The organism is Shinella sp. 1A1, assembly GCF_055379515.1.
Map to the genome: position 1 here is coordinate 754,168 of NZ_AP039671.1, position 13,897 is coordinate 768,064.

Annotated in this window: 15 protein-coding genes; 10 read left to right on the plus strand and 5 right to left on the minus strand. The window is 65.9% G+C overall.

Features of this window, described 5'->3' with window-relative positions:
• The first annotated feature begins 10 nt into the window (after window positions 1-10).
• Entirely contained in the window at window positions 11-1,531 is a 1,521-nt protein-coding gene (locus ACZ48C_RS03705; protein WP_119258156.1) for a Ppx/GppA family phosphatase, read from the plus strand.
• A gap of 6 nt (window positions 1,532-1,537) precedes the next feature.
• A complete protein-coding gene (locus ACZ48C_RS03710) occupies window positions 1,538-2,122 on the plus strand; it encodes a DUF922 domain-containing Zn-dependent protease (RefSeq protein WP_464782225.1) in 585 nt (194 codons plus the stop codon).
• 102 nt (window positions 2,123-2,224) lie between these two features.
• Here ACZ48C_RS03710 and ACZ48C_RS03715 read toward each other — a convergent pair whose 3' ends face one another.
• On the minus strand, window positions 2,225-3,583 hold the full coding sequence (locus ACZ48C_RS03715; protein WP_464782226.1) for an esterase-like activity of phytase family protein: 1,359 nt from the start codon (window positions 3,581-3,583) through the stop codon (window positions 2,225-2,227).
• Between the two features lie 166 nt (window positions 3,584-3,749).
• Window positions 3,750-4,652 (minus strand): AraC family transcriptional regulator, encoded by a 903-nt coding sequence (locus ACZ48C_RS03720; protein ID WP_464782227.1) that lies wholly within the window; start codon window positions 4,650-4,652, stop codon window positions 3,750-3,752.
• On the opposite strand from ACZ48C_RS03720, the gene ACZ48C_RS03725 reads away from it, so the two are divergent.
• The 3 genes from ACZ48C_RS03725 to ACZ48C_RS03735 all read left to right on the plus strand — a co-directional run bounded on the left by ACZ48C_RS03725 (window position 4,651) and on the right by ACZ48C_RS03735 (window position 5,817).
• Window positions 4,651-5,058, plus strand: coding sequence for a DUF2000 family protein (locus tag ACZ48C_RS03725; protein ID WP_318911171.1), 408 nt, complete (start codon window positions 4,651-4,653; stop codon window positions 5,056-5,058). The genes ACZ48C_RS03720 and ACZ48C_RS03725 overlap by 2 nt on opposite strands.
• Window positions 5,059-5,177: 119 nt before the next feature.
• Entirely contained in the window at window positions 5,178-5,369 is a 192-nt protein-coding gene (locus tag ACZ48C_RS03730; RefSeq protein WP_464782228.1) for a DUF4160 domain-containing protein, read from the plus strand.
• Window positions 5,359-5,817: a DUF2442 domain-containing protein gene (locus ACZ48C_RS03735; protein ID WP_162911476.1), complete on the plus strand. Its 459-nt coding sequence runs from the start codon at window positions 5,359-5,361 to the stop codon at window positions 5,815-5,817. The genes ACZ48C_RS03730 and ACZ48C_RS03735 overlap by 11 nt, the downstream gene beginning before the upstream one ends.
• On the opposite strand, the gene rnd is transcribed toward ACZ48C_RS03735, so the two are convergent.
• From rnd to ACZ48C_RS03750, 3 genes are all read right to left on the minus strand, one after another.
• Window positions 5,814-6,959 (minus strand): ribonuclease D, encoded by a 1,146-nt coding sequence (gene rnd, locus ACZ48C_RS03740; RefSeq protein ID WP_318912357.1) that lies wholly within the window; start codon window positions 6,957-6,959, stop codon window positions 5,814-5,816. The genes ACZ48C_RS03735 and rnd overlap by 4 nt on opposite strands.
• Before the next feature lie 177 nt (window positions 6,960-7,136).
• Complete coding sequence (locus ACZ48C_RS03745) at window positions 7,137-7,313, minus strand: hypothetical protein (RefSeq protein ID WP_162911477.1); 177 nt, start codon at window positions 7,311-7,313, stop codon at window positions 7,137-7,139.
• A 145-nt stretch (window positions 7,314-7,458) separates the two neighbouring features.
• Window positions 7,459-7,881 (minus strand): organic hydroperoxide resistance protein, encoded by a 423-nt coding sequence (locus ACZ48C_RS03750; RefSeq protein ID WP_234189232.1) that lies wholly within the window; start codon window positions 7,879-7,881, stop codon window positions 7,459-7,461.
• Window positions 7,882-7,994: 113 nt separating this feature from the next.
• Between ACZ48C_RS03750 and ACZ48C_RS03755 the strand changes: the two genes are divergently transcribed.
• The 5 genes from ACZ48C_RS03755 to ACZ48C_RS03775 all read left to right on the plus strand — a co-directional run bounded on the left by ACZ48C_RS03755 (window position 7,995) and on the right by ACZ48C_RS03775 (window position 13,846).
• On the plus strand, window positions 7,995-8,486 hold the full coding sequence (locus tag ACZ48C_RS03755) for a MarR family winged helix-turn-helix transcriptional regulator (protein WP_464782229.1): 492 nt from the start codon (window positions 7,995-7,997) through the stop codon (window positions 8,484-8,486).
• A gap of 79 nt (window positions 8,487-8,565) precedes the next feature.
• Window positions 8,566-10,485: a sensor histidine kinase gene (locus ACZ48C_RS03760; protein WP_464782230.1), complete on the plus strand. Its 1,920-nt coding sequence runs from the start codon at window positions 8,566-8,568 to the stop codon at window positions 10,483-10,485.
• Between the two features lies 1 nt (window position 10,486).
• Window positions 10,487-10,864, plus strand: coding sequence for a response regulator (locus ACZ48C_RS03765; protein ID WP_162911478.1), 378 nt, complete (start codon window positions 10,487-10,489; stop codon window positions 10,862-10,864).
• Between the two features lie 269 nt (window positions 10,865-11,133).
• A complete protein-coding gene (locus ACZ48C_RS03770; RefSeq protein WP_464782231.1) occupies window positions 11,134-12,375 on the plus strand; it encodes an MFS transporter in 1,242 nt (413 codons plus the stop codon).
• Between the two features lie 85 nt (window positions 12,376-12,460).
• On the plus strand, window positions 12,461-13,846 hold the full coding sequence (locus ACZ48C_RS03775; protein WP_464782232.1) for a multicopper oxidase family protein: 1,386 nt from the start codon (window positions 12,461-12,463) through the stop codon (window positions 13,844-13,846).
• Window positions 13,847-13,897 lie beyond the last annotated feature (51 nt).

Sequence of the window (13,897 nt, forward strand, 5' to 3'; positions counted from 1 at the left end):
CTGGATATGCATGGTCGAATCTGAAGCCCAGGGGCGTCTGCCTGGAATTGCCCCGGTGTCGGTCGTGGATATCGGCTCCAACTCGATTCGCCTGGTGGTCTACGAGGGCATGAGCCGTTCGCCGGCCATTCTCTTCAACGAGAAGGTCATGTGCGGCCTCGGCCGGGGCCTCGCCAAAACGGGCCGCATGGACCAGGCGAGCGTCGACCGGGCGCTGGCAGCTCTCCACCGTTTCAAGGCTCTTTCAAGGCAGGCCCGCGCCTCCACCATGTTCGCGCTGGCGACCGCCGCCGCGCGCGAGGCGGAAAACGGCCCCGATTTCATCCATCAGGCCGAGATGATCCTTGGCCAGAAGGTCCGCGTTCTGACGGGCGAGGAGGAGGCCTATTTCTCCGCCCTCGGCATCGTCAGCGGCTTCCATGACACCGACGGCATCGTCGGCGACCTCGGCGGCGGCTCGCTGGAGCTGATCGATGTGGCCGGCGGCATGATCGGCAAGGGCGTCACCCTGCCGCTCGGCGGCATCCGCCTGTCGGAAGCCTCCGGCGGTTCGCCCGCCCAGGCCCGCATCGTCGCGCGCAAGTATCTTCGCACCGCCAATCTTCTGAAGAATGGCGCGGGCCGCGCCTTCTATGCCGTCGGCGGCACCTGGCGCGCCATCGGCACGCTGAACATGGAGGTGCGCAACTATCCGCTGCACATGATCCAGGGCTACGAGCTCGGCTTTTCCGACGCCATGGATTTCCTGACGGATATCGTCACGGCCAAGGATCCCAAGGACGCGGCCTATGCCACGATCTCCAAGAACCGCCGCAACCTCCTGCCCTTCGGCGCCGTCGCCATGCAGGAGGCCATCGCCATCATGAAGCCCTCGCGGGTCTTCTTCTCCGCGCAGGGCGTGCGCGAGGGCTATCTCTATTCGCTGCTGCCCGAGCGCGAGAAGGCGCGCGATCCGCTGCTCGCCGCCGCCGGCGAGCTTGCCATCCTGCGCGCGCGCTCGCCCGAGCATGCCCGCGAGCTTGCCGAATGGACCGGCCGCATGATGCCGCTCTTCGGCATCACCGAGACGGACGAGGAGCGGCGCTACCGCGAGGCCGCCTGCCTCCTGGCGGATATAAGCTGGCGCGCCCATCCCGATTATCGCGGCCTTCAGGCGCTGAACCTCATCGCGCACGGCACCTTCATCGGCATCACCCATCCCGGCCGCGCCTTCATCGCGCTCACCAACTACTACCGCTTCGAAGGGCTGAACGACGATGCGGTGAGCAGCTCGCTCGCCGCCGTCGCGACGCCGCGCCTGCGCGAGCTGGCCAAGCTCGTCGGCGGACTGCTGCGCGTCGTCTACCTTTTCTCGGCTTCCATGCCCGGCGTCGTGCCGCGCCTTGCCTTCCGCAAGTCGACGCAGGCGGATGTCGACCTCGATCTCGTCGTCCCGCCGGACTATGCCGAACTCGCCGGCGAACGGCTCGAGGGCCGCCTACAGCAGCTTGCCCGCCTGACCGGCAGGAAGCTCGCCTTCAGGTACCTTTAGGTCGCCATGCGGATCGTGTCCTTCCTCGCCGGTTTCCTCTTCGCCGCAAGCGCCATGGCGCAGGACTGGCAGGCGGTCGAGCGGGTGGAGCCCTATACGGTCGAGGGCGCGACGGGCCTTGAGATCTACCGCTCTATCGGCGAGCGCGGCCCGAAGCTCGGCGTCGCCCGCGTCATCGCCCATACCGGCTTCAAGCTCACCTGGACGCGCAAATACGAGCGCAAGGGCAATGCCTGCGTGATCACGGTCAACCGGCCGAAGCTCATCATCACCTACACGCTGCCCAGGCTGAAAACCAAGCTCGTCGAGCCGATGAAGGGCCGCTGGGACACCTTCCTCGCCGGCGTCACCGCGCACGAGAAGGTGCATGGCGACTTCATCCGGGACATGGTGAAGGAGATCGAGGCGATGAGCGTCGGCATGACGGTCGAGAACGACCCGGACTGCCGGAAGATCCGCCCGCAACTGCAGGCCCGCCTCGGCGAACTCTCCAACGCCCAGCGCGCCCGCAGCCGCGATTTCGACCAGGTCGAGATGAGCGAGGGCGGCAACGTGCACCAGTTGATCCTGCGGCTGGTCGATCCGCGGTAGCGGAAATTCTTCTCCCCGGATCGTCACTTGCAGCAAGACGGCGGCGCCTCCTGCCCCTTCTCCCCGCAGGCGGGGAGAAGGAGGATGCGGCCCGCTCTCCGATCATTCGGCCTTCAGGAACTCGCCCACTTCCAGCAGCACGAACTCGTTGTCGTCCGCCTTGTCCAGCGCGCGGCCGGCGGAGAAGGGCAGGTTATTGTCGTTGCCGACGATAATATGCGTGTCGTCCACGCGGTCGACATTCTCGATGGTGACGAAGGGCATGTCGTAGAAGCCTTCGCCGCCGCCCTGGCGCTTCCTGTTGTCGGGGTCGGCGATCTTGAGGAGGTCGATATAGCCGATCTTGCGCACGGCCTTGCCGGCGTTCTCGTCGGTCATGGCGATCTTGTAGATGCGCTTGACCTTCGAGGCGGGGGCGAAGCAATCCGGCTTCGGGTCCTTCGGATCGGCGCAGGCCTTGTCGGCGGTGCCCGCGCCGTTGTCGCGCTCGATCACCAGGGCGGTCGTCGCGTCCAGCATGTTGAAGTCGCCGATCGCCTCGCCGCCTTCTGAAAGCGGATAGAGCCAGCTCCGGCCCGTCCATGCCTTGGAGGCGACGTCGAGCTCGATGATGCGTAGCGCCGGGCGGCCTTCGGCCTGTTCGACGCTCTCGCCGTCGAGCCAGATCGGGCCTTCGAGCAGGCCATAGAGCTTCGCGCCGTCCTTCGACAGGGCAAGGCCCTCATAGCCGCCGGAGCGCTTGAGGTTGAAGGCCGGCATTTTCTTGGAGGGATCGGCCTGCACGGCAAGCGTCGGGTTGTCCGGCGAGGTCACCGGCTTGCCGTCGACTTCGGTGGCGATGACATCCGTCAGCTTGCCGTCGAGGTCGAATTTCAGGATATAGGGGCCGAATTCCTCGCCGATCCAGAAACCGTCCGCCACCGGCTGGATGGATTCGACGTCGAAGTCGCCGCCCGTGAGGTAGCGCGTCGCCGCGCCTTCCATGACGATCGGGAAGGGTGCCTTCCTGTCGGGATCGGAAAGGAAGACGGTCTTGATCGGCTCCATCGTGCCCTTGTCCCAGTCGAAGCGCACATGATGGATCATCAGCATGGCGTCGGTCGAGTTCAGCTTGTTGCCGAAGCCGTTATCCGAGAGCGTCCAGAACGTGCCGTCCTCCATGGCCTTGATGCCGGAGAAGCCCTGCATCGGCTGGCCGTCGAAGGGCAGCGAAAGGCCGGTTTCGCGCACGCCGTCCTTGCCCATGATGCTGCCGAGGGCCTCGGTGCGCTTGCGGTCGGGCGTGGTGAACTTGCCGGAGGTCTTCAGGTAGTCGGCGGCATCGGCCGGCGCGGCGAGGATCGTGTTGGCCGGAAGGATCGCGTGGGCCTTCAGCGTGGCCGGAAATTCCTTGTCCGCGGCGAAGGTTGCGGTGGACGTCAACAGCGCGAGCGCGGCGGTGGCGAAAAGGTGCCTGGTCATGAAAATCCCCATGGGTTTGCAAAACGGGTCGGCGAAGCGACGCCGCTTGATAGGCGTCGCGCATGACCGCGGCTTGACAGTTGGGTATCGCTTTCGTGACCTCTTTGTTTTGCCGCGTTTCCGAACGCAAAACCGCTTCGCACTTTTGCTGGAAATGCTCTAGGGATCAGTTCCGGTGCCCGGCGGCCAGCGCCGCGAAGCGCCCGGGCGTCATGCCGAGCGCCTTCTTGAAGTGCCGGTTGAGATGCGCCTGGTCGGCAAAGCCGCTGGCGAAGGCCGCTTCCGCGATGGTCTCGCCGGCCGTGATCAGCGCTTTCGCCCGCTCCAGCCGCCGCATGACGAGATAGCGGTGCGGGCTGGTGCCGAGGAGCTGGCGGAACTGGCGGGAAAGCGCGAAACGGTCGAGCCCCGTCACCGCCTCCAGCTCCGCGGAGCCGACCTGCCGGGAAAGGTTCCCGCGCAGGAAATCGCAGGCCCGCTGCACTTCCGGCCGCGCCAGCCGCCCCGCTCGTGCCTGCGGTGCCCCGGCATGGTCGAGGAGGGCACTCGCGATCTCCCCGACGATCTCGTCCAGCTTCAGCGGCTCGATCGTCTCGTCCATGCTGCCGATGGCGTCGAGCAGCAGGCCCGCAAGGCGCGGATCGTCGACGACGGGCGCGGCGACGAAGGGCAGCGTCCGCCCGCGCCCGGCCGTCGCCGGCAGGAAGCGCTCCGGCGGGATGTAGATCATGCGGTAGGTGAGGCCTTCCTCGGTGCCCGCGCCGCCGTCATGCAGCTCGTCGGGATGCAGCACGATCACGTTGCCGGGCGGGCTGAAACGCGCCTCGCCGCGATAGCGGAAGGTCTGGATGCCGGCCATGGTGACGCCGAGCGCATAGGTATCGTGCCGGTGCGGCTCGAACCCCTTGCCGCGGAAGCGCGCCTCGATGCGCTCGATGCCGGCAAGCTCCGGCGCGACGACGATGCGGTCCTTCTCCTCGCACGAACGTTCAAGCGGATCGTCGAGCGCGCCTGCTATCGCATTGGCCGCGGAATGGTCCGCGGCCTTTTCCCGGGAGAATACCTGCATGTTCGATACCAAGTTCGCCGTGGTGCTGCGCGAGGATCTGGAGGTGTGGCAGAAGCTCAACGTCACCGCCTTCCTGTCCGGCGGCATCATCGGCCGGAAGCCGGAGCTGATCGGCGAAGCCTACCGCGATGCGCGGGGCAATGTCTACAATGCCCTCAGCGTCCAGCCCGTCATCGTGCTGGCGGCAGACGGCGCGACTCTCGCGAAGATCCACGCCCGCGCGCTGGAGCGCGAGGTGCCGGCCTCCGTCTATATCGAGGAAATGTTCGCCACCGGCCACGACGCCGCCAACCGCGCCGTCTTCGAAAAGTTCGGCCCGGACGACGCAAAAATCGTCGGCATCGCCCTTCACGCCGAGAAGAAAACCGTCGATCGGATCACGAAGGGCGCGAAGCTGCACGCCTAGGCTGGACAAGGAAGTGCACTCGGTGCACTATATCGTTGATTTAGTGCGCCGAGTGCACTATTTTATCGCTGGAATTGGATGTGCCGACACTCTTCATGTTCGGAAACTTGAAGATCCGCATGTTCGCCGACGACCATAACCCGCCGCATTTCCACATCCTGACGCCGGAACATGAAGCGCTGGTGCGGATTGCCGATCTTGCGGTTCTGTCAGGCTCGATCGACCGCCGGTCCTATGATCTGGCGTGCCGCTGGGCCTTGGAAAACAGGGAGTTGCTGGAACGTGAGTGGCGCCGTCTCAATGAACGATGACATCATTTCCGTGGGCCGGCCTTTGCCGCGCATCATGAAAGCCGAGGCGCTTGATGGCCGGCGCGTGCGCGTTGTCTGGCGTGACGGGGCGAGCAAGGTGGTCGATCTCGGCCCGATGCTGGAAAGCCGGCGCATCTTCATCCCGCTTCGGCAGGACGATGCGCTCTTTCGCGTGCTCGCCGTCAGCGAGGAGGGGGATGCGTTGGTCTGGCCGGGGGACGACCTCGAATGCTCGGCGGTCTGGATCGAGGCGCTGCCATCCGACGATTTCGAGAATGCGGATTTCAGGGCGGCAATGGACCAGCTCGGCATGTCGCTGGATGGCATGGCGGCGGCGCTCGAAGTCTCGCGCCGCCTCGTTGCCTCCTACCGCAAGGACAAGCCGATCCCGCGGCATATCGGTCTTGCGACCCGCTACCTTGTCGAGCACGCGCGGCGCAGGGCTTAAAGCTCCACCGCCTCGATCTTGCGGTCGACGAAGCGCAAGGCCACCTTGCCGCCGATGAGGTTGAGGGCGGTCTCGCCGAAGAGGTCGCGGCGCCAGCCGTGGAGGGCGGCGACGTCGGCGGCTTCGCCATCGACGGCGATCTTTTCGAGGTCGTCGGAATTGGCGATGATCTTGGCGGCGACGCCCTGCTTTTCCGCGACGATCTTGAGGAGCACCTTCAGCATCTCGCTGGCGGCGGCCGCGCCCTCCGGCACATGGTTCTGGCGCGGCAGGCGCGGCAGGTCGGCCTTGGGAATGGCGAGCGCCTCGCCGATGGCCTCGAGCAGGGCGGCGCCCGACTGCGAGCGCTCCCAGCCCTTGGGAATGGTGCGAAGGCGCGCGAGCGCCTCGGCATCGGCGGGCTGCTGCTGGGCGATCTCGTAGATCGTGTCGTCCTTGAGGATGCGCGAGCGCGGCACGTTGCGCGCGCGCGCCTCGCGTTCGCGCCAGGCGGCGACCTTCTGCAGGACGGCCAGCTCCATCGGCTTCTTGACGCGCATCTTGAGGCGCCGCCAGGCGTCGTCCGGATGCAGGTCGTAGGTATCGCGCGATTCCAGCACCGCCATTTCCTCGGTCAGCCACAGCGAGCGGCCGGCGCTTTCCAGCTTCTCCTTGAGCGCCAGATAGACGTCGCGCAGGTGCGTCACGTCGGCGAGCGCGTATTCGAGCTGCTTGTCGGTGAGCGGCCGGCGGCTCCAGTCGGTGAAGCGCGAGGACTTGTCGATATGCACGCCCTTGATCTTCTGCACGAGCTGGTCGTAGGAAACGCTGTCGCCGAAGCCGCAGACCATGGCGGCGACCTGCGTGTCGAAGATCGGATGCGGGATCAGCCCGCCGCGGTTGAAGATGATCTCGATGTCCTGCCGGGCGGCGTGGAACACCTTCAGCACGGCGGGGTTCGCCATCAGCTCGAAGAACGGCTGCAGGTCGAGGCCCTTGGCGAGCGGATCGACGATCACCTCGGTCTCGGGACCGGCGAGCTGGATCAGGCAGAGCTCCGGCCAGAACGTCGTCTCCCGCAGGAACTCCGTGTCGATCGTCAGATACTCGGAACGGGCGAGCGTCTCACAGGCGTCGCGAAGGGCTGCGGTTGTCTCGATGATCTGCATAGGCGGCTCTGGCGGGCTTTTCTTGAAATTTTTGATCGGGCAGCTTTAGACGTTCCACCCTTTTGCCACAATCAAAAACTTGCGCCGGAGGCGGCGCGGCAAGACCGGTTACACGCGAAAGGCCCGGATGCAGGCACATCCGGGCCCTTTCGAAGGTCAGCATACGCGGGACTACTTGCAGACCTTAAACTTCCTGATGATGACGTTGCCGTAGTCGTCGTAGGACTTCACCTTCTTGATGAAGCAATGCGGCTTGTGGCCGTAGCCGTAGTAGCCGGCTTGGGAAGGGGCAGCGAAGGAAATGGCGGCGACGGCCGCGATGGCGGCCGAAACGATGATCTTGCGCATGGGTCTCTCCCGATCAGTTCGGACGAGCCTCTCTCGTCCGGTGATCCGAATGTCCCACGGCGCCTCGCCGCCCGCTGTTTCCCCGGAAACAGAAAGGCCGCCCGCGGGGCGGACGGCCTTTCGTTCCGGTCGGGGCAGGGAAGCGTCAGGCGACCGTGGTCTTGACGTCGAGATTGCCGCGGGTGGCGTGGCTGTAGGGGCAGACGACGTGGGCCTTCTTGATGAGGTCTTCCAGCACGGCCTTGTCGACGCCGGGGGCGGAGACTTCGAGCGCCGCCTCGATGCCGAAGCCGCCGCCGTCCTCGCGCGGGCCGATGCCGACCGTCGCGGTGACTTTCGCGTCATCCGGGATCTTCACCTTTTCCTTGCCGGCGACGAATTTCAGCGCGCCGAGGAAGCAGGCGGAATAGCCGACCGCGAAGAGCTTTTCCGGGTTCGCGCCGGACGCGCCGTCGCCGCCGAGTTCCTTCGGCACGGTCAGCGTCACGTCGACGGTGCCGTCTTCCGTTGCGCCATGGCCGGCGCGGCCGCCCGTTGCGGAAGCCTTGGTCCTGTAGAGAATGGGCATGTTTGTCTCCTTCCTGTCGTCGTTGATGATGGCTATTTGATAGCGCAAAACTAGATTGCGCGCAATATGATTTTGCAAATTGCAATTTCGGCCGTTTATGCGAGAATGGCAGCATGAGCGACAAACGTGACGAAGCTGAGACGAACGACATTGCGCCGGGCATGCTGGCCCTCGACCAGCAGCTCTGTTTCGCCGTCTATTCCGCGGCCCATGCGCTCAACCGCACATACAAGCCGCTGCTCGACCCCTATGGCCTCACCTATCCGCAATATATCGCGCTGATGACGCTGTGGGAGGAGGATGGCCGCACGGTCAAGGCGCTCGGCGAGACGCTGGGGCTCGATTCCGGCACGCTCTCGCCGCTGCTCAAGCGCCTGGAGGCGGCGGGCTACATCCACCGCGCCCGCGACAAGGCCGACGAGCGGCAGGTCCTCGTCACCCTCACCGACAAGGGCCGCGCCATGCAGAGCGAGGCTGTCGCCATCCGCATGGCGATCGGCAAGGCGACGGGCTGTTCCATCGAGGCGCTGCAATCGCTTACGGTCGAGCTGCAGGCGCTGGCCGGGCGGCTCGAGGGCACGGACAGGCGCGACGACGCGGCATAGGGGTAGTTTTTCGCCTCTTCACCCTGCAAGGCCTTCGGGTTAAGGTCCGCGCGGCGTCGCAAGCGCCAAGGGGGCAGGGGTGAACGGGCAGGGGTCCTGGCAGAAGGCGAGTGTCGCGGCGGGCCTTTGGTGCGTCGCGGTCGGTGTCGTCATGTTGACGCTGTGGCTCGCCGAGCCGGCGGCGCTCGCCGCGCGCTATCCCGCTCTTTTCGGCATGAAGTTCAATGCGGCGCTCGCCTTCACCGCCATGGGGTCCGCCGTGCTTCTGGCCGGCCGCGGTTTCCGGCGTCTTCCGGCCGCGCTCTTCCTCATGGTCTTCGTCTACGGCGCGCTGGCGCTCGCCCAGCACCTCTTCGGCATCGATGCGGGCATCGACACGCTGCTCGACCGGCCCTTCGTCGATATCGGCACCAGCCGGCCCGGCCGCATCGCGCCCAATACCGCGCTGTGCTTCATGCTGGCAGGCCTTGCCTTCCTGCAACGCGCGCTGCAGGGCAGGAGCGGGATGCTGCAGGTGGCGCTCGGCATGGCCTGCGTCATCATCGCGGCGGCCGCGCTGATCGGCTATGCCATCGCGCTCGATTTCGCCCATGACTGGGTGCGCTATACGCGCATGTCCTTCCAGAGCGCGAGCTGCTTCGTCGCGCTCGGCCTCGTGCTGGTCTTCGTGGGCGCGGAGACGACCGGCTACCACCGGATTGCGCTGGCCGGCGCGCTCGGCCTCGGCACCTATCTCCTGCTGCTCGCCATGACCTATTACGAGCTGGCGCGCTACGAGAAGGCCTTCGGCATCACCTTCTCCAGCAGCGACAACACCGCCCGCTCGACGCTGTCCTCGCTCGTCCTGATTTCCGGCGCGCTCTACAGCGCACTGATCGCCCATCTCTATCTCTCCTCGCGCCGGGCGCGCCGCATGGCCGGCGAGCTTGCCGAAAGCCGCGCCCGCCTTGCCGCCATCATCGACAATGCGGTGGACGGCATCGTCACCATCGACGAGCGCGGCATCGTCCTTTCCGTCAACGCCGCCTGCACGCGCATCTTCGGCTATGCGCCGGAGGAGGTGGTCGGGCGGAACGTGAAGATGCTGATGCCCGAGCCCTATCACGGCGAGCACGACGGCTATCTTTCCAGCTACCGCCGCACCGGCGAGGCGAAGATCATCGGCGTCGGCCGCGAGGTGGAGGGCCGGCGCCGCGACGGCACGGTCTTCCCGCTCGACCTTGCCGTCGCGCGGGTGGAGCTGAACGGCGCGACGATCTACAGCGGCATCGTGCGCGACATTTCCGAGCGCAAGGCGAACGAGCAGGCGCTGATCGAGGCGAATGCCGAGCTGGAGGAATTCGCCTACCGCACCTCGCACGACCTGCGTTCGCCGATCGCCTCCTCGCTCGGCCTGCTCGGCATTTCGCGCGAGATGATGGCGGAGGGCGACATGGCCGGGCTCGGCGAGATGCTCCAGCGCATGGAAGGCAATTTCCGCCGCCTCGACCACCTGATCCAGAACATCATCACCGTCACGCGCACCCGCCTTTTGGAAGAGGAGGATCGGCCGGTGGGCCTGCGCGCGCTCGTTAGCGAGGCGGTCGATGCCCTGTCGCATCTCGACGACGTCCGGCGCATCCGCATCGAAAATCATGTGCCGCCAGAATTGACAATCGTCAGCAAGCCGTCGAAATTCCAGGTCGTCGTCGGCAACATGCTGTCCAACGCGGTCAAATATCACGATCCGAAGGAAGCCGAGCCGGCGATCGATATCCGCGCCTTCCGCTATGCCGGCAGGCTGCGGCTGTCGGTGGAGGACAACGGTCTGGGCGTTCCGCCCGCCAGCCGCCATTTGTTGTTCCAGATGTTCAAACGGCTGCACCCGAACCGTTCCTTCGGCAGCGGGCTCGGCCTCTATATTTTGAAGAAGACCGCGGAATCCCTCGGCGGGACCGCACTTTACGAAGCAAGGGATAAGGGCAGCCGCTTCATCGTGGAACTGCCCGATGGGGAATAGAATGAAGATCACCTCCATTCTCGTCGTCGACGATGACGAGAACGACCAGTTCATCTGCGAATACACGATCCGCAAGTTCGATCCGTCGATCCGCGTCACCAAGGCCTTCGACGGCACGGAGGCGCTGGATGCGCTGCGCGTTGAAACGCCCGACGCCATCATCCTCGACATCAACATGCCGGTCATGAACGGTTTCGAGTTCCTCGACCGCTATGCCGAGGAGTTCGAGGTCCACGCCCCCGTCGTCGCCATGCTCACCAGCTCGCATCTCGGCAAGGACCGCGAGCGCGCCCTGCAATACAGCTTCGTGAAGAGCTATTTCGAAAAGCCCCTGGCGGCCGACCATCTGCGGGTCATGACGGATTTGCTGGAGGGGTGAGGGAAGGAGGGCGGATCTGCGGATGCCACCCCCCTCTGCCCTGCCGGGCATCTCCCCCACACGGGGGGAGATTGGATGGAGCACCGTCTCGCCCATCTCCAGCGTTGCTGATTGAGCAAGGTTTTCGCGTCTTGCCGATCTCCCCCCTTGTGGGGGAGATGCCCGGCAGGGCAGAGGGGGGTATGGCATCCGCCGCCGTTGCATACGATTTCCGCATCCCCCGCCGCTTTCCCTCTCCCTTTCCGCAAAACCTTCGCCATAGTGGCCGCATGTCCACGATTCGCCCGCTGATTCCCCTTCTCGTGACCGCAGGCATCCTGATCGGGGGCAACGGGCTGCAGGGCACGTTCATCGCGCTGCGGGCGTCCGACGAGGGCTTTTCCACCTCCGTCATCGGCTTCGTCGGCGCGGGCTATTCCATCGGCTTCGCCATCGGCTGCATCTATGTGACGCGCGTGCTGCGCGCCATCGGCCATATCCGCACCTTCTCGGCCATGGCGGCCATCGCTTCGGCCTCGGCCATCGCCATGGTGCTGGTCATCGATCCGGTCTTCTGGTTCCTGATGCGCCTCGTCGCCGGCGTCTGCTTCGCCAGCCTCTTCGCCACGGTCGAAAGCTGGCTGAACGCCGCCGTCACCAATGCCAACCGGGCGCGCACGCTCTCCGTCTACCGCCTCGTCGACCTCGGCTCGGTCACGGCGGCGCAATATGTCATTCCCGGCGTCGGCGTCGGCGGCTTCGAGATTTTCGCCATCATCGCCATGGCGCTGTCGCTCTCGCTGGTGCCGATCTCGCTTGCCGACCGCTCCAGCCCCACCGTGCCGGAGGCGATCCGCTTCGATGTGAAGAAGCTCTGGAACATCTCGCCGCTCGCCACCGTCGGCTGCATCGTCGTCGGCCTCACCAATGCGGCCTTCCGCAATCTCGGGCCGATCTACGCCCACGATATCGGCCTGTCGGTGACGGCGATCGCCAGCTTCATGAGCGCCGGCATCGTCGGCGGCGTCGTGCTGCAATATCCGCTCGGCATCTATTCCGACCGGCTCGACCGGCGCCTCGTCATCCTCTTCGCCACGCTCGGCTCGACATTCGCCGCGCTGTACCTCGCCCTCTTCGCCGGCGGCGACGAATGGAAGAACCTCGTCGGCATCTTCGTCTTCGGCGCCTTCGCCATGCCGCTCTATTCGCTGTGCTCGGCCCATGCCAACGATCATGCGGGCGAGGGCGAGCATGCGCTGGTCTCGGCCGGCATGCTGTTCTTCTGGTCCTGCGGGGCGATCATCGGGCCGCTCTTCGCCTCCGTCCTCCTGCAGTTCCTCGGGCCGCAGGCGCTCTTCCTCTATACCGCCGTCGTGCTCGTCGCCTTCATGGCCTATACGGCGCTGCGCATGACCGCGCGCCCCGCCGTGCCGGCCGGGGAGCGGCGCCGCCGCTTCCGCACCCTGCTGCGCACCTCCTTCTTCTTCAATAAGCTCGCCGCGCCCGAGAAGGACCGCAACGGCAAGCATTGAGCCTGCGGCAATCTGGTCGCGGCATGCTTATTGATGAGCGCCGTCCTCAGGTTTAGAAACGGGTCACATACCCGGAGGGACCGCCATGCTGACACGCCGCACGCTGTTGAAGAGCACTCTTGCCGCCGGGGCCTATGCCGGCGGGCTCGGCCTTGCCGGGTATTTCGGCGGCATTGCCAGCGCGAAGGCCGCCATGCCGCTCGTCGCCCGCCGCGCCGAGGCGCTGATCACCGACAAGGGCCCGACGAAGGGCGCCATGACCTATGGCGAGGCGGAGATCCCGCCGGTGCTGCGCATGCGCCGCGGCGAACTCTTCAACCTGCGCCTCGACAACAAACTGGACGAGCCGACGACGATCCACTGGCACGGCCTTCGCATCGACAACCGGATGGACGGCGTGCCCTTCCTCACGCAGCCCTATGTCTATGGCGGCGACGGCTTCGACTATGCCTTCACCCCGCCCGATGCCGGCACCTTCTGGTACCATCCCCATTGCAACACGCTGGAGCAGATGGGCCGCGGCCTTGCCGGCCTCGTCGTCGTGGAGGACGCGGCCGATCCGGTCTTCGACGCCGAGATCGTGCTGAACCTTCGCGACTGGCGGCTCGGTGGCGACGGGCAGTTCATCGCCCAGTTCCGCCCGCGCGATGCCGCCCGCGCCGGCACCTTCGGCACCGTTCGCACCGCCAACTGGCGCCGGGAGCCGCAATATGACGCGCCGGCCGGCGGCCTCGTGCGCCTGCGCCTTGCCGCCACCGACGTCACCCGCATCCTCGCCCTCGTCGTAGAAGGGGCGGAGGCCGAGGTCATCGCCGCCGACGGCAATCCCGTGGCCGAGCGCTTCGCGCTGGACCATCTCCTGGTCGGCCCCGGCCAGCGCCTCGATCTCGTGCTGCGCATGCCGGACGGCGAAGGCGCGGTCGCGGCCCTCAAGGACCTGCGCGGCACGAAGCCGGCCACGCTCGCCACCTTCCGCGCCACCGGCGCCTCGCTGAAGCGGGATATTCGGGACCTGCCGGCGCTGGCCGCCAATCCCATGGCCGAGCCCGATCTGTCCGCCGCCACGCAGCTTCCCTTCATCCTCAGCGCCTCGGCGGAGGAACGGCCGAAGGACGGCATCTGCGGCTCGCTCGGCTATAATTTCTGGGCCATCAACAAGGTGCCGTGGGCGGACGACACGGGCGACCCGACCGCTCCGCTCGCCGAGATGAAGACGGGCCGGACCTATGTCTTCAACGTCGAGAACCCGACGCCGCAGGTCCACCCGCTGCACCTGCACGGCCTCGCCTTCCGGCCGATGAACTCCAACAAGCAGGCCGTCCGCCCGCATTTCACCGATACCTACCTCATCCTGCCGGACGAGAAGGTGCAGCTCGCCCTTGTCGCCGACAATCCCGGCGACTGGGTGTTCCATTGCCATATCATCGAGCATCAGAAGACCGGCATGACGAGCTACGTCCGGGTGGCGTGAGGCCAGATCGCATCTTGTCATGGGAAATATAAAGCCTATATTGTTTCCCAT